Origin of the sequence: Bradyrhizobium sp. CCBAU 53340 (genome assembly GCF_015291645.1) — a bacterium.
Lineage (GTDB): Bacteria > Pseudomonadota > Alphaproteobacteria > Rhizobiales > Xanthobacteraceae > Bradyrhizobium.
Genome location: NZ_CP030055.1, coordinates 7,168,323 through 7,187,519, shown reverse-complemented (window position 1 = coordinate 7,187,519; position 19,197 = coordinate 7,168,323). Strand labels below are relative to the sequence as shown.

Annotated in this window: 19 protein-coding genes and 1 riboswitch; of the genes, 11 read left to right on the top strand and 8 right to left on the bottom strand. The window is 65.2% G+C overall.

The features are described from left to right. Positions 1-119 precede the first annotated feature (119 nt). Entirely contained in the window at positions 120-1,028 is a 909-nt protein-coding gene (locus tag XH89_RS34055; RefSeq protein ID WP_194464651.1) for an NAD(P)-dependent oxidoreductase, read from the bottom strand. Between the two features lie 220 nt (positions 1,029-1,248). Next, positions 1,249-1,632 carry a carboxymuconolactone decarboxylase family protein gene (locus XH89_RS34050; protein WP_008567285.1) on the bottom strand — a complete coding sequence of 128 codons (384 nt, stop codon included), beginning with the start codon at positions 1,630-1,632 and terminating at the stop codon, positions 1,249-1,251. A 178-nt stretch (positions 1,633-1,810) separates the two neighbouring features. On the opposite strand from XH89_RS34050, the gene XH89_RS34045 reads away from it, so the two are divergent. Further along, the gene (locus XH89_RS34045) at positions 1,811-4,429 is read left to right on the top strand and encodes a TIGR02302 family protein (protein WP_194464650.1); all 2,619 of its coding nucleotides are present in this window, start codon (positions 1,811-1,813) and stop codon (positions 4,427-4,429) included. 202 nt (positions 4,430-4,631) lie between these two features. Here the strand turns inward: XH89_RS34045 and XH89_RS34040 are convergent, their stop codons facing one another. Both XH89_RS34040 and XH89_RS34035 read right to left on the bottom strand, forming a co-directional pair. Beyond that, positions 4,632-5,006, bottom strand: a complete 375-nt coding sequence (locus XH89_RS34040; protein ID WP_148775024.1) for a response regulator — start codon at positions 5,004-5,006, stop codon at positions 4,632-4,634. Between the two features lie 47 nt (positions 5,007-5,053). Continuing rightward, the gene (locus tag XH89_RS34035) at positions 5,054-5,932 is read right to left on the bottom strand and encodes an MJ0042-type zinc finger domain-containing protein (protein WP_194464649.1); all 879 of its coding nucleotides are present in this window, start codon (positions 5,930-5,932) and stop codon (positions 5,054-5,056) included. A 218-nt stretch (positions 5,933-6,150) separates the two neighbouring features. On the opposite strand from XH89_RS34035, the gene ftsE reads away from it, so the two are divergent. The 4 genes from ftsE to XH89_RS34015 all read left to right on the top strand — a co-directional run bounded on the left by ftsE (position 6,151) and on the right by XH89_RS34015 (position 9,333). Then, positions 6,151-6,810, top strand: coding sequence for a cell division ATP-binding protein FtsE (ftsE, locus tag XH89_RS34030; protein WP_092288863.1), 660 nt, complete (start codon positions 6,151-6,153; stop codon positions 6,808-6,810). Then, on the top strand, positions 6,803-7,771 hold the full coding sequence (locus XH89_RS34025) for an ABC transporter permease (RefSeq protein WP_194464648.1): 969 nt from the start codon (positions 6,803-6,805) through the stop codon (positions 7,769-7,771). Before ftsE ends, XH89_RS34025 begins: the two co-directional genes overlap by 8 nt. Before the next feature lie 72 nt (positions 7,772-7,843). Next, a complete protein-coding gene (locus XH89_RS34020) occupies positions 7,844-8,548 on the top strand; it encodes a YdcF family protein (RefSeq protein WP_194464647.1) in 705 nt (234 codons plus the stop codon). An 11-nt stretch (positions 8,549-8,559) separates the two neighbouring features. Next, positions 8,560-9,333: a 1-acyl-sn-glycerol-3-phosphate acyltransferase gene (locus XH89_RS34015; protein ID WP_194464646.1), complete on the top strand. Its 774-nt coding sequence runs from the start codon at positions 8,560-8,562 to the stop codon at positions 9,331-9,333. On the opposite strand, the gene XH89_RS34010 is transcribed toward XH89_RS34015, so the two are convergent. Then, on the bottom strand, positions 9,330-9,941 hold the full coding sequence (locus XH89_RS34010) for a gamma-glutamylcyclotransferase (RefSeq protein WP_194464645.1): 612 nt from the start codon (positions 9,939-9,941) through the stop codon (positions 9,330-9,332). The genes XH89_RS34015 and XH89_RS34010 overlap by 4 nt on opposite strands. A gap of 110 nt (positions 9,942-10,051) precedes the next feature. Here XH89_RS34010 and XH89_RS34005 point away from each other — a divergent pair, with 110 nt between their 5' ends. The 4 genes from XH89_RS34005 to XH89_RS33990 all read left to right on the top strand — a co-directional run bounded on the left by XH89_RS34005 (position 10,052) and on the right by XH89_RS33990 (position 13,899). Then, on the top strand, positions 10,052-11,236 hold the full coding sequence (locus XH89_RS34005) for a DUF2125 domain-containing protein (RefSeq protein WP_194464644.1): 1,185 nt from the start codon (positions 10,052-10,054) through the stop codon (positions 11,234-11,236). Positions 11,237-11,367: 131 nt separating this feature from the next. Further along, complete coding sequence (locus tag XH89_RS34000; protein WP_194464643.1) at positions 11,368-11,589, top strand: hypothetical protein; 222 nt, start codon at positions 11,368-11,370, stop codon at positions 11,587-11,589. 277 nt (positions 11,590-11,866) lie between these two features. Further along, positions 11,867-13,438 (top strand): hypothetical protein, encoded by a 1,572-nt coding sequence (locus tag XH89_RS33995; RefSeq protein ID WP_194464642.1) that lies wholly within the window; start codon positions 11,867-11,869, stop codon positions 13,436-13,438. Positions 13,439-13,455: 17 nt separating this feature from the next. Next, entirely contained in the window at positions 13,456-13,899 is a 444-nt protein-coding gene (locus XH89_RS33990) for a hypothetical protein (RefSeq protein WP_194464641.1), read from the top strand. On the opposite strand, the gene XH89_RS33985 is transcribed toward XH89_RS33990, so the two are convergent. The 3 genes from XH89_RS33985 to XH89_RS33975 are packed head-to-tail and all read right to left on the bottom strand — an operon-like array spanning position 13,896 to position 16,813. After that, positions 13,896-14,837 carry a prephenate/arogenate dehydrogenase family protein gene (locus tag XH89_RS33985; protein ID WP_194464640.1) on the bottom strand — a complete coding sequence of 314 codons (942 nt, stop codon included), beginning with the start codon at positions 14,835-14,837 and terminating at the stop codon, positions 13,896-13,898. The genes XH89_RS33990 and XH89_RS33985 overlap by 4 nt on opposite strands. After that, the gene (gene hisC / locus XH89_RS33980; protein WP_194464639.1) at positions 14,834-15,928 is read right to left on the bottom strand and encodes a histidinol-phosphate transaminase; all 1,095 of its coding nucleotides are present in this window, start codon (positions 15,926-15,928) and stop codon (positions 14,834-14,836) included. Before hisC ends, XH89_RS33985 begins: the two co-directional genes overlap by 4 nt. Positions 15,929-15,964: 36 nt before the next feature. Next, entirely contained in the window at positions 15,965-16,813 is an 849-nt protein-coding gene (locus XH89_RS33975) for a chorismate mutase (RefSeq protein WP_194464638.1), read from the bottom strand. Between the two features lie 158 nt (positions 16,814-16,971). Further along, positions 16,972-17,051, top strand: a riboswitch (SAM riboswitch). A gap of 94 nt (positions 17,052-17,145) precedes the next feature. Here XH89_RS33975 and XH89_RS33970 point away from each other — a divergent pair. Further along, the gene (locus tag XH89_RS33970; RefSeq protein ID WP_194464637.1) at positions 17,146-18,348 is read left to right on the top strand and encodes a homoserine O-acetyltransferase; all 1,203 of its coding nucleotides are present in this window, start codon (positions 17,146-17,148) and stop codon (positions 18,346-18,348) included. Position 18,349: 1 nt separating this feature from the next. Further along, positions 18,350-19,012 carry a methionine biosynthesis protein MetW gene (gene metW / locus XH89_RS33965; RefSeq protein WP_194464636.1) on the top strand — a complete coding sequence of 221 codons (663 nt, stop codon included), beginning with the start codon at positions 18,350-18,352 and terminating at the stop codon, positions 19,010-19,012. Positions 19,013-19,197 lie beyond the last annotated feature (185 nt).

The following is a 19,197-nucleotide window of genomic DNA, read 5'->3' as shown; positions in this document are numbered from 1 at the left end:
CGGGACCCATACTCCGCAGCAGAAGTCGTAGTGCGAAGTGGTTATGACCAGCCTTCGCCAAATTCAATTCGGTGGTTATGGGGCCGGGCCTGCGCCGGGACGACGGCGGAGGACAGGCACTACTTCCCCGCAAGTCCGCCCGCCTTGCCGCCCACCACGACGCCGGCCTTCTTCTCGATCGGCTTGATCGCCGCGGTGAAGTCGGAATTGGCGCCTTCCGCAGCGATCACGGTCTCCCAGAGACGTCCGACCGCGTCCGCGACATCCATCGACAGGCCGAGCTGCTTCATCTCCTCCAGCGCAAGCCGCACATCCTTCACCATCAGCCCGGTGGCAAAGCCGAAGTCGAAGCTGCGCGGCAGCACCGAGCGCGGAAACTTGTCGCGGCTCGCGGTGTTCATGCCCGAGCCGGCATTGATCACGTCGATCATCACGGCGGGATCGAGCCCGGCTTTCACGCCCATCACCACGGCTTCCGACGTCGCCACCATGGCGGTGGCCGAGAGGAAGTTGTTGGCGAGCTTCATGGTCTGCGCCGCGCCCGGCTTCTCGCCGATGAAGAACACCTTTCCGATCACGTCGAGCGCGCCCTTGAGCAGTTCGAACTCCGCCTTCGGCCCCGACACCATCACCGCCAGCGTGCCCTTCTCGGCGCCGCCGACGCCGCCCGAGACCGGGCAGTCGATCTGCACGATGTTGCGTTTTGCAAGCAGGCCGTGAATCTTGGCAGCCATCGCCGAGCCGACGGTGGAGAGATCGATGAAGCGTTTCGCGCGCTTGCCCTCGATCACGCCATTCGCGCCGGTGGCGACGTCAAGCGAAGCCTGCAGCGACGGCAGGCTCGCCATCACAGTCTCGACCTGGTCGGCGACATCCTTTGGCGACGTCGCAGCGGCCGCGCCGCGCGCAACCAGCTTCTCGACGGCCTCCTGGCGGGTGTCGAACACGACGAGCTTGTGGCCGGCCTCGATCAGCCGCCGCGCCATCGGGAAACCCATGTTTCCGAGGCCGATGAATCCGATGTCCATGGTGTTTCCTTGTGTTTGTTGTTGTGCGCGAGAGCAAAGTCACATTTTTCGCTCGTCGTCCCGGGGCATCGCGAAGCGATGAGCCCGGGACCCATCACCACAGGGAGAAGTTGTTTGCGCGAAAGCGGTCACTCCGAGTCCCCGCAACCACATCGGCCTGTGGTTATGGGTCCCGCGTTCGCGCTTCGCGCGCCCCGGGACGACGTCGGAGAAAGAGGCCTCACGCCTTCCCATCGATCTCCGCGAACACCTCGCGCGCGATGCGGAAGCTGTCGACGGCCGCCGGCATGCCGCCATAGATCGCGACCTGCATCAGGATCTCGCGGATCTCGTCGCGGGTGACGCCGTTGGTCAGCGCGCCTTTCAGATGGGCGCGGAATTCGTGCTGGCGGTTGAGGATCGCGATCATGGCGATGTTGAGCATGCTGCGGGTCTTGCGCGGCAGCTCCTCGCGGCCCCACACCGTGCCCCAGCAATATTCGTTGAGCATCTCCTGGAACGGGCGGTTGAAGTCGTCGACATTCTTCAACGCGTTATTGACATAGGCTTCACCCAGTACCGCTTTGCGGACCTCAAGGCCCTTGTCGTGCATCTTCTTGTCCATGACGTTTCCTCTAATTCTCTCGCGTTTCCTTTGGGATGGCCGCGCGGAAATTACGGGGTTGCGCCGGGCCAGTCACGTCCTCGTGTTATGCGGGAAAAGGGGTGTCTCCCGTACAGGAACGGATGCCTCAGTGCTGCCGTTGTGCTACGCTTCTCTACCGGGCAACCTGGAGAGTTGATTGAACGGCGTCACCCCCGACCCGTCAGACCCGATCCGCGATGGCGACGCTCTGTCGCGGTTGAAGCTGGCGCAGGCCCTCGAGCGGTCCACTTATGCCATCGCGTGGGAGCGTGCTTGGCCCGGCTTGGCTCGTCTTCTCACTGTTGTCGGCCTGTTTCTGGCGGTGTCCTGGGCCGGTCTCTGGCTGGCGCTGCCCTCCGTCGCCCGCGCCATCGGCCTTGTCATCTTCGCTGGCCTTGCGGCCGGCGCCCTGTTCCCGCTGATTCGGTTTCGCTGGCCACGCCGCGAAGAGGCCCTGGCCCGGCTTGACCGCGGTTCGGGTGTCCGCCATCGCCCCGCCACCACGCTCACGGACACGCTGACCTCGCAGGATCCTGTTGCGCTGGCGCTCTGGCAGGCGCAGCGCGAGCGCACGCTGGCCTCGCTCAAGCGTATCCGCGCCGGTTTGCCGCGCCCGCGCCTCGCCATCCATGATCCCTGGGCGCTGCGCGCGCTGGTCATGGTGATGCTGGTCGCGACCTTCTTTGCCGCCGGCGACGAGCGCGCGATGCGTCTTGGCGCTGCCTTCGACTGGAATGGGGTGCTGGCGCCGACCAATATCCGCGTCGATGCCTGGGTCACGCCGCCGCTCTACACCGGCAAGCCGCCGGTGATCCTGTCGGCCGCCAACAAGGAGGCCGCAGCACTGCCGGCCTCAGGCCCGCTCGCCGTTCCCGCCGGCTCGACCCTGATCGTGCGCTCGTCCGGCGGCAGTCTGGATGTCGTGGTCTCCGGCGGCCTCAAGGAAGCCGAGCCGAAGGAAGCTGCGCCCAAGGGCACCAACGAAAAGCACTTCACCATCACCGGCGACGGCACCGCGCATGTCCGCGCGCCCTCGGGGCAGCCGCAATGGGCCTTTGCTGCGACGCCGGATCGCCCGCCGACGATTGCGCTCGCCAAGGATCCGGAGCGCCAGGCGCGCGGCGCGCTTCAGCTCGTCTACAAGATCGAGGATGATTACGGCGTCACGGGCGCCGAGGCGCAGGTCGCTCCACGGACCGCCGATACCGGCAAGGAAGGCGACAACAAGACCGCGGCGCGGCCGCTGTTCCAGCCGCCGCAGTTTCCGCTGGTGCTTCCGAATGCGCGCACCCGCAACGGTGTCGGCCAGACGGTCAAGGACCTCAGCGAGGATCCCTATGCCGGCGCCGATGTCACGCTGACGCTGACCGCCAAGGACGAGGCCGGCAACGAGGCCAGAAGCGAACCGTTCAACATGCGCCTGCCCGAGCGTCTCTTCACCAAGCCGCTCGCGCGCGCGCTGATCGAGCAGCGCCGCATCCTCGCGCTCGACGCCAACAAGAATTCCGACGTCTACACCGCGCTCGCCGCGCTGATGATCGCGCCCGAACTGTTCACGCAGGAGATGGGGCAGTATCTCGGCCTCTACAGCGTTGCGCGCCAGCTCGAGGCGGCGCGCACCGACGATGCGCTGCGCGAGGTCGTGGCGAGCCTGTGGGCGCTCGCGGTGACGATCGAGGACGGCAACATCTCCGACGTCGAGAAGGCGCTCCGCGCAGCGCAGGATGCGCTGAAGCAGGCGCTGGAGCGCGGTGCCAGCGACGAGGAGATCAAGAAGCTCACGCAGGATTTGCGCGCGGCGCTGGACAATTTCATGCGCCAGCTCGCCGAGCAGTTCCGCAACAACAAGGATGCGCAAAATCTCGCGCGGCCGCTCGATCCGAACACCAAGATCCTGCGCCAGCAGGATCTCCAGAACATGATCGACCGCATGGAGCGCCTGTCGCGCTCCGGCGACAAGGACGCGGCCAAGCAACTGCTCGATCAGCTCCAGCAGATGCTGGAGGGCCTGCAGATGGCGCAGCCGGGACAATCCGGCGAGAGCGACATGGAGCAGGCGCTCAACGAGCTCGGCGACATGATCCGCAAGCAGCAGCAATTGCGCGACAAGACCTATAAGCAGGGTCAGGATTCCCGGCGCGACCGCATGCGCGGCAAGCAGCAGCCGGGCGACCAGTCGATGTCGGATCTGCAGCAGGACCAGCAGGCGCTGCGCGACCGCTTGAAGAAGCTTCAGGACGAAATGGCCAAGCGCGGCCTCTCGCAGAAGGGCCAGAAAGGCCAACCGGGACAGAAGGGCCAAGAGGGACAGAAGGGCGATCAGGGGCAGTCCGGCCAGGACGGCGATCAGGACGCGGACCAGGGTGATGACGACGGCGGGCTTGATTCGGCCGACAGCGCCATGGGCGATGCAGGCTCCAAGCTCGGCGAGGGCAATGCCGACGGTGCCGTGGACTCCCAGGGCAAGGCACTGGATGCCATGCGCAAGGGTGCGCAGAAAATGGCCGAGGCGATGCAGCAGGGTGACGGCGACGGCCAGGGCGATGGTCCTGGCAATCGCGCAGGGCGCCAGCAGAGCGGCGGCAATCAGACCGACCCGCTCGGCCGCCCGCTGCATGGCCGCGAATTCGGCGACGATTATACAGTCAAGATTCCCGGCGAAATCGACGTGCAGCGCGTTCGCCGCATCCTTGAAGAACTCCGCCGCCGCCTCGGCGACCCCTCGCGTCCGCAGATCGAGCTCGACTATATCGAGCGGCTGCTGAAGGATTTTTGAGGGCTACGCTCTCGCTAGATCCTCCTCCATTGTGCACCAATCCATCACCGTCACCCTGAGGTGCTCGCCTCTTCGGCGAGCCTCGAAGGGCGACGGCCCGCCTGCATCTCGGCCGCACATCCTTCGAGGCTCAGCGTGCGATGCGTTGCATCGCACGCTTCGCACCTCAGGATGACGGGTCTGGTGCGGTTAAGCTCAGGCTTCAGGTTTTCTTCGCCGCGAGCGCGTCGGCCACCGCCGTGCGGATATCCGCCACCGAGAACGGCTTGGTCACGACGTCATGGACCAGCGCGTTCAAATTCGACGCGCGTTCGCGCTGGTCGGCAAAACCCGTCATCAGCAAAATGGTCAATTGTGGAAAGTCGCGCGCGGCGGAGAGCGCCAGCGCGATGCCGTCCATGACGGGCATCTGGATGTCGGTGAGCAACAGATCGAACGCGCCGTCCTCACGGGTCAGAATCTCCAGCGCCTCGGCGCCGTCCTGCGCGGTAACGGTCTCGTGGCCATCCATGGCAATGGCGCGCGCCACCAGCTGGCGCATCGAATCCTCGTCATCGGCGATCAACACTTTGGGCATGACACTAACCTTGAGACCACCTCCCGGGCGGACGCCACAGAACGTGATTATACGCTGCCGCCGGCAATGTCGCGCCGGTTGAAGAAGCGAACGTCGATATTGCGGCCTTCCGGCGGCGGCGAGGCCAGGCGCGAGCGGAAGAAGGCGCGCTCGCCCGGCTGCAGCACGGTCTGCTCCAGCACCGAATTCCAGGCATAGATTTCCGCGCCTTGCGCGTCGCGCACGGCAAAGCGCAGGCGCGGAATATCGAGCGGCTTCTTGCCCTGGCCGACGATCACACCCTCGATCACCAGCACCTGCTTACCGTCCACGGTCTCGGTCGAGAGCTTGACGTCCTTGAAGGACAGGCCGCGCAGGTTCACCTCCAGGCCGACCAGCTTGTAGAAGGCCGCCGTCTGCGGCAGCAGGCGGACCATGTCGCCGCGCCAGATCACCAGCGCCAGCACCAGCGCGCCCATGGCGGCGCAGGCGGTCGGCAGGCCGAAATGAGATTTCCGCCGGGCCACGGCCGGGGCCGGCCGGCTGACCTTGGCCCCGCGGCGGCTGAACAGGTTGCGGAACCAGGATTGGTGCTGTGCACCGACGACTTCCTCTTCGGCGGCCTGGGCCGCCGCTGACCACTCATCCTCGGTCTCCGTGGCATCCTCGGTCGGCCAGTCGCTGGCGATTGAGGGGCTGTCGACCACCGGTGTGTCGGCGGCGCCATCGTCCTTGGCGTAGGAGTTCCACTGCGCGGCGAGGTCCGATTGGTCCTCGGCCTGGCGGGCTGCGGCCATGGCCGGCACGGCCGCCTCCTCGATGGCATCCTCGGGATGCGCGATCCAGGTTTCCTTGCAGCGGGAGCAGCGGACTGTTCGCCCGTTGGCCCCAAGGCTCGCAAGCTTGATGGCGTAGGATGTCGTACAATGCGGGCAGACGATATGCATGGACGGCCTCGACGATGACCTTGTCGCGCGGAACCGGGCGCCAAAGGATATTCCTGAGAAAGGTACTCCGAGAAGGGTACTTCTAAGGATGCTGCCGGGGATGCTACAGGGCGACCGTTAACGAACCGGAAACCATAACGGTCGCACAACCCCCTGATCGCATGCGGCGGAGCCTCGCTGGCGGTGCGGTCTACGTCCCCTCTCGAACGGAGCTGAGCTTGGTTCGGTTCGAAAATGTCGGATTGCGATACGGCCTGGGGCCGGAGATCCTGCGCGACCTCAGTTTCCAGATTCCGGCGCATTCCTTCCAGTTCCTCACCGGCCCGTCGGGCGCCGGCAAGACGTCACTGCTGCGCCTGTTGTTCCTATCGCACCGGCCGACGCGCGGCCTCGTCAATCTGTTCGGCCACGATGTTTCTCAGCTCGGCAAGGATGAGATCGCCGATCTGCGCAAGCGCATCGGCATCGTGCTGCAGGATTTCCGGCTGCTCGACCACATGACGACCTACGAGAACGTGGCGCTGCCGTTCCGCGTCATGGGCCGTAGCGAATCGAGCTATCGCAAGGAGGTCATCGACCTCCTGCGCTGGGTCGGCCTCGGTGACCGCATGGATGCGCTGCCGCCGATCCTGTCCGGCGGCGAGAAGCAGCGCGCGGCGATCGCGCGCGCGGTGATCTCGCGGCCGCAGCTCTTGCTCGCGGACGAGCCGACCGGCAGCGTCGACCCGACGCTCGGACGGCGCTTGCTTCGGCTCTTCATCGAGCTCAACAAGTCTGGCACCGCCGTGATCATCGCAACCCACGACATCGCGCTGATGGACCAGTACGAAGCGCGCCGCTTCGTGCTGCATCAGGGACGGCTGCACGTCTATGAGTAGGACCGACGAGCGCGGCGTGTTGGTCGATCTCGGACAGGAGCGTCCGCCGCTGCCGGCCAAGGCGCGCAATTTGTCGCCGATCGTGCCGCGCGCCTCGATCCACGGCCGCGCGCTGGTCGCCGTCGTCGCCATCATGACCTTCCTCGCCTCGATGACGACGGGCGCGGTGCTGCTGGTGAGCGCCTCCGCCGCGGAGTGGCAGTCGGATGTCGCCAGCGAGATCACCATCCAGGTGCGTCCGCAATCCGGACGCGACATCGAGCGCGACACCGCTGCCGTCACCGAGGCGATGCGCGCGCAGGCCGGCATCGTCGAGGTCAAGCCGTTCACCAAGGAGGAGAGCGGCAAGCTGCTCGAGCCCTGGCTCGGCACCGGTCTGTCGATGGATGATCTGCCGGTGCCGCGCATGATCATCGCGCGCGTGCAGCCGGGCACGACGCTCGATCTCGGCGCCTTGCGCGCCCGGGTGATGCAGGTGGCGCCGAGCGCCAGCGTCGACGATCACCGCGCCTGGATCGAACGGATGCGCTCGATGACCAACGCTACCGTGCTTGCCGGCATCGGCATCCTCGCGCTTGTCATCGTCGCAACCATCATCTCGGTCTCGTTCGCAACGCGCGGCGCGATGGCGGCGAACCGCCCGATCGTCGAGGTCCTGCATTTCGTCGGCGCCGGCGACCGCTACATCGCCAATCACTTTCTGCGCCATTTTCTCAGGCTCGGCCTCGAAGGCGGCCTCATCGGCGGCGGCATCGCCATGCTGCTGTTCGGCTTCTCCGAGTCCATCGCCGGCTGGTTTTCCGGCACCCCTGTCGGCGACCAGTTCGCGGCGCTGCTCGGCACTTTCTCGTTGCGGCCTTCAGGCTATGTGGTGCTCGCGGTGCAGGCCGTGCTGATCGGCGCCATCACCGCCGTCGCCTCGCGCCAGACCCTGTTCGCGACGCTGAATGACGTGGATTGAGTGCGATAAACCGGACTCCACTTCGCCTCAAAACGTCTTAAAATCATCCGGGGAAGGGATCACTGACATCATATGACCTCGCCGACCGACGATCGATCGCCGAAACTGCCGCGCGGCTGGCTCCGCGCGACCGTCGTGTCGACGATCGCGTTCGCCTTTGTCGGCGCGGCGGCGGGCTTCGTCGCGTTCCTGTCGCAATTGCGCGGCGCCGAGATCGCGCCGGACCGCAAGGCCGACGGCATCGTGGTGCTGACCGGCGGCTCCTCGCGGGTGTCCGATGCGATGGAGCTGCTGGCCGCCGGTTATGGCAAGCGGCTGCTGATCTCGGGCGTGCACCCGACCTCGACGGCGAGCGACATCTCCCGGACACTGCCGGAGAACCAGTCCTTCATGACCTGCTGTGTCGATCTCGACCGCACCGCGCTCACGACCCGCGGCAACGCGGCGGAAGCGCGGCGCTGGGCCGACGGGCGCGGCTTCAAATCGCTGATCGTGGTCACGTCGAACTACCACATGCCCCGCGCGCTGGTGGAATTCTCGCACGCGATGCCCGAGACGGCGTTGATCCCGTTCGCCGTGGTCGGCGACAAATGGCGCGAGGAGCCGTGGTGGACCTCGGCCTCGACACTGCGGCTGCTCATGTCCGAATATGTCAAGTACATCGCGGCTGAAGTGAGGGTGCGGCTGGAAGATTTCGGGATTGACCTTTCCCCCGAGATGTCGGAGCAGCCTGCGGGCCTGCAATCCAGGCGGCCTGCCACCGCGCAGGCCAATTGATCGGATTTTTGATGTTCCTGATTTTCCTGCGCTCGCTCGTGTTCAACGTGCTGTTCTACGCGGTGCTGGTCTGCCTCGCGATCGTGGCGCTGCCGACCTTCGCATTGCCGCCGCGCGCGATGCTGACGGTCGCCGCGTGGTGGGCGAAGGCGACGCTGGTCCTGATGCGCGTGGTCTGCAACATCAAGGTGGAATTTCGCGGTGTCGAGAAGATCCCGGCGGGACCGCTGGTGATCGTGGCAAAGCACCAGTCGTTCTGGGAGACCTTCGTGCTGCCGGGCTTCTTCGTCAGGCCGATCTTCATCCTCAAGCGCCAGCTCATGCAGATCCCGGTGTTCGGCCAGTTCCTGGTCAAGACCGGGATGATCGCGATCGACCGCAATGCCGGCGTCAAGGCGCTGCTCGACATGACCCGCCGCGCGCGCGAGGCGGTGCGCGCCGGCGGCCAGCTCGTCATCTTCCCCGAAGGCACGCGTCGCGCGCCGGGAGCGCCGCCGGACTACAAGACCGGCTTTGCGCAGATCTATTCGTCCTGCGGCGTGCAGTGCCTGCCGATCGCGCTCAATTCCGGCCTGTTCTGGCCGCGGCGGACCTTCATGCGCTACCCCGGCACGCTGGTGGTGGAGTTCCTCGATCCGCTGCCGCCGGGCCTGCCCAAAGATGAGTTTCTCACGCGCGTGCAGACGGCGATCGAAGACGCGACCAGCCGTATCGTCGAGGCGGGACGGAGAGAGCAGGAGCAGCTGATCGGCAGCGCGCCGAGCTATGCGCCTTCGGAAAGCTAGCGGCTGTCCCTGTTGTCGTCCGGAGCCTGTGCATGCGGCGAATGCGCCTCACCGTGCAGCATCATGGCGAGCTGATGCAATTGCGTATCGCGAAAGCCTTCGGCCTCGATCGCTTTCACGGTCGCCGTGACATAGTCGCGGTTGGCGCCGGATTGGCCATGGCCCTGGAGCACGTGGCGATGCTGCTCGGCGAGCGAGAGGCGACCGGCATATTGCACATGGCCGCGGTCGACGACATAGGCGAGTGCGGAGACGCGCTCACGCGCTTCGTTCTCGAGCCACACCGAACGCATCACCTCGCGATAGACCGACGTCACCTGCTCGCGCGCCCGCAAATAGGCGACGACGTCGGCGCGGTTCTTCTCAGCGACGCGGAAGGCGATGCCGCGGCAGGCGCCGCCGCGGTCGAGCCCCAGCACCAGGCCCGGCTGTTCCGGCGTGCCGCGATGCACGAAGGAATAGACGCAGAGTGCGCGATGTTCGCCGACCAGCCGCGCCGGGACGCGTTCCTCGAATGCGAAGCCCGGCCGCCACATCAGCGAACCGTAACCGAACACCCAGAGGTCGCCCTTGGCAGACGTGACGGAGGGGAGGATGATTTCCGACATTTCGGGCACGGCTACCAGAACCGGCCCCCCAAGCGAAGCGAATTCTCCACCTTTCGTCCGGGGTCTGCCTCGCTTACATTTGACAAAATCTGGGGCCAAAGGGTCGCCGCATGTCCGATATGACCATTGCCGCAGGTCGGCGCTCCCGTTGGGGGCTTTTCATTGCTCCTGTCCTTCTCCTGATCCTTGCTGCTGCCTGGAGCGGCTTCTGGTTCTATGCGGCGTCACAGGCCGAAGTTGCGGCCGATGCATGGCGCGCGCAGGAGGCCAAAGCCGGCCGCATCTATGACTGCGCCAAGCGTTCGATCGCGGGTTTCCCCTTCCGCTTCGAGGTGCAGTGCTCCGGCGCCAGCGTCGCCCTGGTCTCGCAGAATGCGAGCAAGACGCCGTTCACGGCCAAGCTCGACAACATCCTGGTCGTGGCCCAGGTCTATGATCCCAAGCTTGTCATCGCCGAATTCTCCGCGCCTGCAACGCTCGTCGACGGGGTCACACAGAACACCTTCGTGGTGAACTGGAGCAAGGGCCGCAGCAGCGTGGTCGGCCTGCCGGCCGTGCCGGAGCGCGCCTCGATCGTGTTCGACGATCCGAGCATCACCAGGATGGACGGCAGTGTGCAGGTGCCGCTCGCGCGGGCCAAGCAGATTGAGCTGCACGGGCGCCTCGCCGATGGATCGTCGTCCGATCATCCCGTGATCGAGACCGTGCTCCACGTCGCGCAAGGCAGCATCCAGGGCGTTCATCCCCTGCTCGCCGAGCCGTTCGAAGCAGACACGCGCGCGAAGATCACCGGGCTTTCCGACCTCGCGCCAAAGCCCTGGCCGCAACGTTTCCGCGAAATCCAGGCCGCCGGCGGTCACATCGAGATCGTGCAATCACGGATCCAGCAGGGCGAGATGATTGCGGTCGCGGCCGGCACGCTGGGCCTTTCGGCCAATGGCAGACTGGACGGCGAATTGCAGATGACCGTGACCGGTCTCGAGCGCGTCATCCCGGCGCTCGGCATCGAGAAGATGCTGGAAGAGGGCGTGCCGCAGGCAACGCTCGATCGGGTCGCGCCTGGCGTGAAATCCCAGGACCTCAACAATCTGTTCGGGGCGCTTGACCGGGCCGTTCCCGGCCTCGGCAAAGTCATCAAGCAGAACGCCAATGCCGGCGTCGCCGCCGGTATCAACTCGATCGGCACCGAGAGCACGCTCGAGGGCAAGAAGGCGCGCAGCTTCCCGCTGAAGTTCGTCGACGGCGCCGTGCTGCTTGGCCCGGTCAAGGTCGGCGAGATTCCGCCGCTGTATTGATCTGCGGTCACGGCGCTTTCGCGCCAATGTGATGACGAGACGGCTTCGCATCGGGAATGCGGAGCCCCGATCGCCGCTCTCTCTCCATGTCGGCCGCACGATGAGGCGGACCGCTCAGGCAGGAGAGACTCATGACCACGTCCAAGCTGTTCGTTGCCGCCATCGCCATCTCGACCGCACTGGCCACGCCCGCATTCGCACAGTGGCAGTCGCAGGAGCCAGCCTCCTTCGCAGCCCAATATCCGAACGGCGACCGTAACCTGTCGAGCCCCGTCACGCGCGGTTCGATGGCTTACGTGAATTCTGCGAAATCACCGCGCCCCACGGTGATCCGCGCGACCAAGGGCAAGTAACCGCCATCCCCCTTGAGACGTAGCGTCGCGGAGTTGGGCCCGGCCATGTCCCGGTCGGGTCCAATGCGCACGGCATCAGATGTGCTGATATCGCGCGCGTGCGGATCGGCCGGGCGATGAAAATATTCCGAACAGGATCGTCAGAAAAACGTGATGCAGAAGATGCGCGGGCCAGCGAATAACCGCAGCCTCATTCAAATCACTCCACACCAGGGAAGCAAGCACGCGCCGGGGGCGCAACCATCAGGACCTGCTTCCCAAGTGGAGGGAGGCTTACGTGCGGATCATTACTCGCGGACTGATGCTGGGACTACTCGCTGCCTGTTCGGGGCAGGCGCGTGCCGACGACAATGTCGCAACCGAAATTCAGGCGCTGAAGGCCAAGCTGAAGGAGCTGCAGCAGAAGGTGGATTCGGAGGCGCGTAAGACGCGTCAGGTCGAGGCGGTGCAGGCCAGAGCCTTGCCGATGCCGGGGACCTACAAGGCGCTTCCCGTCGAGGCGTGTGCGGGCGGAAAGGTCTGCTACAAGGGCATCACGCTGACATTCGGCGGCTGGGTCGACCTCACCGGCATCTACCGCTCGCGCAACATCGCCTCCGACACCGGCTCGGTCTACAATTTCATCCCTTATCCGCAGGCCCACAATTTCTTTGTCCCGGAGACGCGGTTCTCCGCGCGCCAGAGCAGATTCTCGGTCCTGGCCGAAGGCAACGCCGACGCCGACACGCATCTCGCGGGCTATGGCGAAATCGACTTCGAGGGCGCGGCGCAGACGGCGAGCTCGGTGGCCACCAACTCCTTCAACCCGCGCATGCGCCAGCTCAGCCTCGAGGTCGATCGAACCGATCTCGGTCTGCACTTCCTGGCCGGCCAATCCTGGTCGCTGAATGCGCCGACCAGGGCGGGCATCGATCCTCGCGGCATCGACGCGCCGGGTGTGATCGACTTCGAATCCGTTCCGGGACTTCTGGCGGCACGCCAACCTGGTCTGCGCGTCTGGAAGGACATCGGGCCTGAGTTCAAGCTCGCGGCCTCCGTCGAGAATCCGCAGACCGCGTTCTTCGGCGGCAATACGCCGGCGGTCGGTACGCCCGCGGTCGGTCCGCAAGGCGTGCTCAATCCCAACCTTCAGGTCAATCTGACCGGGCCGGGCGGCAGCTTCTTCAACAACCTCAACAATGTCAGCTTGAACCAGGTGCCTGACTTCACGGTCAAGGCGGCGTGGGACCCGCGCCTCGGGCCCTACAAGCTGCATGTCGAGGCGTGGGCGCTCTACCGCCAGCTGTTCGACCGCTTCAACGGCGCCAACCACACCTACGACACCGGCAGCTTCGGCGGCCATGTCTTTGCCGAGCTGATTCCGAAGACCCTCGATCTTCAGCTCTACGGCGCGCATGGCGTGCTCGGACGCTTCACGGCGACGCCGTTCCCCGATGCCGCACTGGCGCAGGACGGCACGGTGCTGCCGCTGACCATCACGGCGGCCGCGGCCGGCCTGATCTGGCACGCAACGCCTGAACTCGATGTCTACAGCTATGCCGGCCTCGAAAAAGCCAAGGCGAATTTCGCCAATGTGGGCACCGTACCGTTCGGTTACGGCAATCCGCTCTACAACAACACCGGTTGCTTCACCGAGAACACGCCGGCGGCGACGTGTAACGGCAACACCAAGGAAGTCCGGCAGGTCACCGCCGGCGTCTACGACACCGTTTACCAGGGCAATTACGGCACGCTCAAAGCCGGCGTGCAGTATTCCTACACGCAACGCTTTGCCTTCGCCGGTGTCGGCGGTGCGCCCAAGACCGACGACAACATCGTCATGACGCAGATCCGGTACTATCCGTTCTGATCTATTGTGAGTGGCAATTGTCCGACGGTCTTCTGATCCTTCGGCTCGCGCACGTCGTCGCCCGGCTTGGCCTGGCGATGACGGGCGCGGTCGGCGCGACCTTCGTCGCCGCCTTGCTGATGCGGGCCGAGCTGCCCTGGTTCGATACCGTCGAAGTCACCGCTCTATTGATCGTGCTCGGAATGATCGGCGCCTATCTTGGGATCGACATCCCGCGCTGGCCGCTGCTTCAGGGCGGGCCGGTGCATCGATCGCCCCTTATCGGTCTCGCCAGCGCGACCGGCACGTTTCTCGCGGCCGGAGCGGGCCTGCTCGCGCTCTATGCTTTCGTGTTCGACGAGACGTCCGATCCTGCCGGCAATCTCCTGTTCGGCGCCACCTGGATGCTCGGCGTGTGCATGCAGATCGGCGCCGGCCTTGCCGGTCGCCGCCGCATCGTGCAACTCAAGGACCGCACTTAGCCGGGTTTCTTGTCGAGCTGTCCGTGCTGACGGCCGAAATCCGCTGCAGCCGAATCCTGCCCGATCTCGACGATGCCGCGGCGGATGGCGCGGGTGCGGGTGAAATGGTCGAACAGTGCTTCGCCATCACCGCGGCGGATCGCGCGGGTGAGTTTTGCCAGATCCTCGGTGAAGGTGCCGAGCATTTCCAGCACCGCTTCCTTGTTGGCAAGGAAGACGTCGCGCCACATCGTCGGGTCGGAGGCCGCGATGCGGGTGAAATCGCGGAAACCGCCGGCGGAGAACTTGATGACCTCGGACTCCGTCACCTGCGCCAGCTCGTCGGCGGTGCCGACGATGGTGTAGGCGATCAGATGCGGCAGATGGCTGGTGATGGCGAGCACGAGATCATGATGATCCGGCGTCATCACCTCGACCTTGGCGCCCATCGCCGCCCAGAAGGCGCGCAGATGCGCGGTGGCATTAGTGTCGGTGCCTTCGGGCGGGGTCAGGATGCACCAGCGGTTGATGAAGAGCTCGGCGAAACCGGAATCCGGTCCCGAATGCTCGGTGCCCGCGACGGGGTGCGCCGGCACGAAATGAACGGTATTCGGCAGATGCGGCGCCATGTCCCTGACCACAGCGCCCTTGACCGAGCCGACGTCAGAGATGATCGCGCCGGGCTTCAGATGAGCGGCAATCTCCTGCGCCACAGGCCCGCAGGCGCCGACGGGAATGCAGAGGATGACGAGATCGGCATCCTTCACCGCTTCCGCATTGGTCGCCACGACCTTGTCGACAATGCCGAGCTCGAGCACGCGCGCGCGCGTCTTCTCCGAGCGCGCGGTGGTGACGATCTCGCCCGCCAAGCCTTGAAGCTTCGCAGCACGCGCGATCGAGCCGCCGATCAGGCCGAAGCCGATCAGGGCGACGCGCTGGAAGTGCGGGTCCACGCTCATTTGCCGGCCATGAAGTCGCGCAGGGCCTCGACGACGAGGCGGTTGGCCTCCTCGGTGCCGATGGTCATGCGCAGGTGATGGTGCAGGCCGTAGTTCTTCAGCGCGCGCAGCACGAGGCCGCGCTTGGTGAGATAGGCGTCGGCCGCATCCGAGGTCTTGCCGCTTTCCGGGAAATGGATCAGCACGAAATTGGCGACGCCGGGCGTCACCTTCAGCCCGAGCTTGGTGATCTCCTCGGTGAGCCAGTTGCGCCAGGTCTCGGTGAACTGCTTCGACATCGCCTGGTGCGCGGTGTCCTCGATCGCCGCAACCGCGGCGTACATCGCCGGCGTCGACACGTTGAAAGGACCGCGGATGCGATTGACGGCGTCGATGATGTGCTCGGGGCCGAACATCCAGCCGACGCGCAGCGCTGCCAGACCGTGGATCTTGGAGAAGGTGTGCGTCACCACCGTATTTTCGGTGGTGGCGACGAGCTCGATCCCCATCTCGTAATCGTTGCGCGAGACGTAGTCGCAATAGGCGGCATCCAGCACCAGCAGCACGTGCGAGGGCAGGCCGGCGCGCAGGCGCTTGACCTCATCGAACGGGATATAGGTGCCGGTCGGGTTGTTGGGGTTGGCGAGCCAGACCAGCTTCGTCTTCGGCGTCACCGCCTTGAGAATGGCGTCGACGTCGCAGGTCAGGTTCTTCTCCGCCGCGACCACGTTCTTGGCGCCGACGGCCATGGTGGCGATCGGGTAGACCAGGAAGCCGTGCGTGGTCGAGATCGCCTCGTCGCCGTGGCTGAGATAGGTGTGGGCGAGCAGATTGAGGATCTCGTCCGAGCCGGCGCCGCAGATGATGCGATTGGGATCGAGGCCGAAGGAGCGGCCGATCGCCTCGCGCAGCACGCGCGAGGTTCCCTCAGGATAGTCCTCCAGATGATCCGCGACGTGCTTGAAGGCCTCGATCGCCTTGGGCGAGGGTCCGAACGGCGTCTCGTTGGCCGAGAGCTTGAACACCTTGCGGCCGGGCTCCGCGACCGGACTCTTGCCGGGCGTGTAGGGCGCAATATCGAGAATGCCGGGATTCGGCACGGGGCGGGACATCTTCAACTCCGGAAGTAGCTTTAGGCGGAACGCGATTTACGATTTCGGCCCTGTCGGGGGCACCGTATAGCGCGTTGCGTGGCTGCCGACGAGGGCCGTGGAGCGTACCGAGGCCCCCGCTTCGATCAGGGCAGCCTTGATCTTGTCGATGCTGGTGTCTGATGTAACCGAGACCAGCAGCGCGGCCCCGTCGAAGGCGGTATCGGGCACAGCCACGATGTCGGCGAGCGGCGACAGCGCCCGCGCGACCTCGGCATTCCATCCCGACACGCGCACGCTGAAGGTCTCGACCTCCGTCACCACGGCGCTGTCGGCGACGCGCGAGATCGCGAACACCGGCAGCGACGCCGGATGGTCGGCGCGCTCGACGAAGGGCATGCGCGCGATGATCTTCGGCGCTCCTACCGCTTCCAGCTCGAGCCACCATGGTGTGCGGCTCGAGGTCGCCGAGACCAGCGCGAGGTCACCCTTGGATTTCGCCACGGCCTCGACGGCCGCCTGCGCACTGAAATGCGCGACGTAAGGCACCGTGAAGCCGAAATGGAAACGTACGGAATCGCGCATCGCCGGCTCGCTCGCCGAGATGTCGGCATGCACGGAGAACGGCGCCTGGACATAGGTGAAGGTCGAGATGATGACGCGCCAGATGCTCTCGACCGTGTCGAGCGGCAGGATGCCGCGATGACGCTGCACGATCTCGCGCATCATCGAGGCCTCGCGCGCGGGCCGGAACGCCGAGCCGACCTCCTGGGTCTGCTTCACCTGGATCAGGCGGTCGATGATGTCGCCGCGCTGCATCAACAGGCGATGCATGGCCTCGTCGATCGCGTCGATCTCCTTGCGCAATTCCTGGAGCGATGGTGGCGCGGGCGGACGTTGGGACATATCTGACAGGCTGCTGAGAGCTGCGGGGAATGTCCTGATTAGGCAGTCATGGCGGCGAAAGCAAAGAGAAATGACGTCCCTCAGGGTTGCCAACTGAAGGGCCAATTTGGTTAATCCGGACCGTGACTTGACGAAATCAGCCCAAACCAGTAGGTTTTTGCCCGTTCCGTGGTCATTTGAGCCGGCCGGCTTGCAGCCACGTTAAAAAACTCGCTAAACAGGCCGGGGACGCTTCCGATCCCGGCCGAACCTATTGTTCAGGCCGGGTTTTTCATGGCCTGATGTCAGTCGCGATCGGAAAGTCCGATCGCAAACGAGGTCGATGGTCAGAGATGGTTGGCGTCAAGTCCGTACCCAGTCCTGCGATCAGTGCCGACGATCGGTCGCATGAGGTCGATCATCCGAGTTCGGAAGTCGCGCGGTTCGGCGCCGACCAGCCGCTGCGGCTCGATTGCGGCATCGACCTCACCCCGTTCCAGATCGCCTACAAGACCTATGGCGAGCTCAATGCCGATCGCTCCAACGCGGTGCTGATCTGCCATGCGCTGACCGGCGATCAGCACGTCGCCAATGTGCATCCGGTCACCGGCAAGTCCGGCTGGTGGGAGACGCTGGTTGGCCCGGGCCGGCCGCTCGATCCCGCCAGGTACTTCATCATCTGCTCCAACGTGATCGGCGGCTGCATGGGCTCGACCGGTCCGGCCTCGATCAATCCCGCCACCGGCAAGGTGTGGGGCCTGGATTTTCCTGTCATCACCATCCCCGACATGGTGCGCGCGCAGGCGATGCTGATCGACCGCCTCGGCATCGACACGCTGTTCGCCGTCGTCGGCGGCTCGATGGGCGGCATGCAAGTGCTGCAATGGACCGCGGCGTACCCTGCGCGCGTCTACTCCGCGCTGGCGATCGCCTGTTCGACGCGGCACTCGGCGCAGAACATCGCCTTCCACGAGCTCGGCCGCCAGGCCGTGATGGCCGATCCCGACTGGCACAATGGCGCCTATGCCGACCAGGGCATCCATCCGCACCGTGGCCTCGCGGTCGCGCGCATGGCCGCGCACATCACCTATCTCTCGGACGCGGCGCTGCATCGCAAGTTCGGCCGGCGCATGCAGGATCGCGAGCTCCCGACCTTCTCGTTCGACGCCGATTTCCAGGTCGAGTCCTATCTGCGTTATCAGGGCTCGTCCTTCGTCGAGCGGTTCGATGCCAACTCCTATCTCTATCTGACCCGCGCGATGGACTATTTCGACATCGCCGCCGACCATGGCGGCGTGCTGGCGAAGGCGTTCGCGGGGATCGAGACGCGCTTCTGCGTGGTCTCCTTCACCAGCGACTGGCTGTTCCCGACCTCGGAATCGCGCGCGCTGGTGCATGCGCTGAATGCGTCGAGCGCGCGGGTGTCGTTCGCCGAGATCGAGACCGATCGCGGCCATGATGCCTTCCTGCTCGACGTGCCCGAATTCTTCGACATCTCGCGCGCCTTCCTGCAATCGGCCGGCAAGGCGCGCGGGCTCACGAACAAGGACGGCTGACATGTCCGCGCAAGAAGTGCTGCCGTTCAACGGCATCGTGACCACGCAATCGGGAAACTATCGCGCCGACCATCTGCTGGTGGCCGAGATGGTCAAGCCGGGCTCAAAGGTGCTCGACGTCGGCTGCGGCGAGGGCGATCTGCTTCAGCTCTTGGAGACCCGCGGCATCGACGGCCGCGGCATCGAATTGTCGCGCGAGGGCGTCAATCGCTGCGTGGCAAAGGGGCTCGCGGTGGTGCAGGGCGATGCGGACACCGACCTCGTCAACTATCCCGACGACGCCTTCGATTACGTGATCCTGTCGCAGACGCTGCAGGCGACGCGCCAGCCCAAGGTCGTGCTGGAAAATCTGCTGCGCATCGGCCGCCGCGCCATCGTCACATTTCCCAATTTCGGCTTCTGGCGGATGCGCCTCCAGCTCCTGATCGGCGGCCACATGCCGCGCACGGAGAACCTGCCGGCGAGCTGGTACGACACCGCCAACATCCATTTCTGCACCATCAAGGATTTCGTCGAGCTCTGCGACGAAATCCACGTCAAGATGGAGCGCGCCGAGGCGCTCGACCTCTATGGCCGTCCGCTGCGGCTGCGGCTGCCCTGGTGGGTGTGGAATCTGTTCGGTGAGCAGGGGGTGTTTCTGCTGAGCCGGGGCGGGGGGAGATGAGGCCGCCGTCATTGCGAGCGCAGCGAAACAATCCAGGATCCCTCGGCGGAGACAGTCTGGATTGCTTCGCTGCTCGCAATGACGGAGAAAGCAGTTGTAGCCCGGATTCGCTTTCGCTCCATAAGGGCTAAGCGACTGGTGGATGAGCAAGAGGATTGAGTGTGGCGTATTGGGTCAAACGCATT

What these genes read in the sequence shown, in the direction of transcription:
- XH89_RS34040 (WP_148775024.1), bottom strand. Translation starts at nt 5,006, where the DNA reads ATGCCCAAAGTGTTGATCGCCGATGACGAGGATTCGATGCGCCAGCTG.
- XH89_RS34055 (WP_194464651.1), bottom strand. Translation starts at nt 1,028, where the DNA reads ATGGACATCGGATTCATCGGCCTCGGAAACATGGGTTTCCCGATGGCG.
- XH89_RS33975 (WP_194464638.1), bottom strand. Translation starts at nt 16,813, where the DNA reads ATGTCCCAACGTCCGCCCGCGCCACCATCGCTCCAGGAATTGCGCAAG.
- XH89_RS34050 (WP_008567285.1), bottom strand. Translation starts at nt 1,632, where the DNA reads ATGGACAAGAAGATGCACGACAAGGGCCTTGAGGTCCGCAAAGCGGTA.
- XH89_RS33970 (WP_194464637.1), top strand. Translation starts at nt 17,146, where the DNA reads ATGGTTGGCGTCAAGTCCGTACCCAGTCCTGCGATCAGTGCCGACGAT.
- XH89_RS34000 (WP_194464643.1), top strand. Translation starts at nt 11,368, where the DNA reads ATGACCACGTCCAAGCTGTTCGTTGCCGCCATCGCCATCTCGACCGCA.
- XH89_RS34010 (WP_194464645.1), bottom strand. Translation starts at nt 9,941, where the DNA reads ATGTCGGAAATCATCCTCCCCTCCGTCACGTCTGCCAAGGGCGACCTC.
- XH89_RS34020 (WP_194464647.1), top strand. Translation starts at nt 7,844, where the DNA reads ATGACCTCGCCGACCGACGATCGATCGCCGAAACTGCCGCGCGGCTGG.
- hisC (WP_194464639.1), bottom strand. Translation starts at nt 15,928, where the DNA reads ATGTCCCGCCCCGTGCCGAATCCCGGCATTCTCGATATTGCGCCCTAC.
- XH89_RS34005 (WP_194464644.1), top strand. Translation starts at nt 10,052, where the DNA reads ATGTCCGATATGACCATTGCCGCAGGTCGGCGCTCCCGTTGGGGGCTT.
- XH89_RS34015 (WP_194464646.1), top strand. Translation starts at nt 8,560, where the DNA reads ATGTTCCTGATTTTCCTGCGCTCGCTCGTGTTCAACGTGCTGTTCTAC.
- XH89_RS34035 (WP_194464649.1), bottom strand. Translation starts at nt 5,932, where the DNA reads ATGCATATCGTCTGCCCGCATTGTACGACATCCTACGCCATCAAGCTT.
- metW (WP_194464636.1), top strand. Translation starts at nt 18,350, where the DNA reads ATGTCCGCGCAAGAAGTGCTGCCGTTCAACGGCATCGTGACCACGCAA.
- XH89_RS33985 (WP_194464640.1), bottom strand. Translation starts at nt 14,837, where the DNA reads ATGAGCGTGGACCCGCACTTCCAGCGCGTCGCCCTGATCGGCTTCGGC.
- XH89_RS34025 (WP_194464648.1), top strand. Translation starts at nt 6,803, where the DNA reads ATGAGTAGGACCGACGAGCGCGGCGTGTTGGTCGATCTCGGACAGGAG.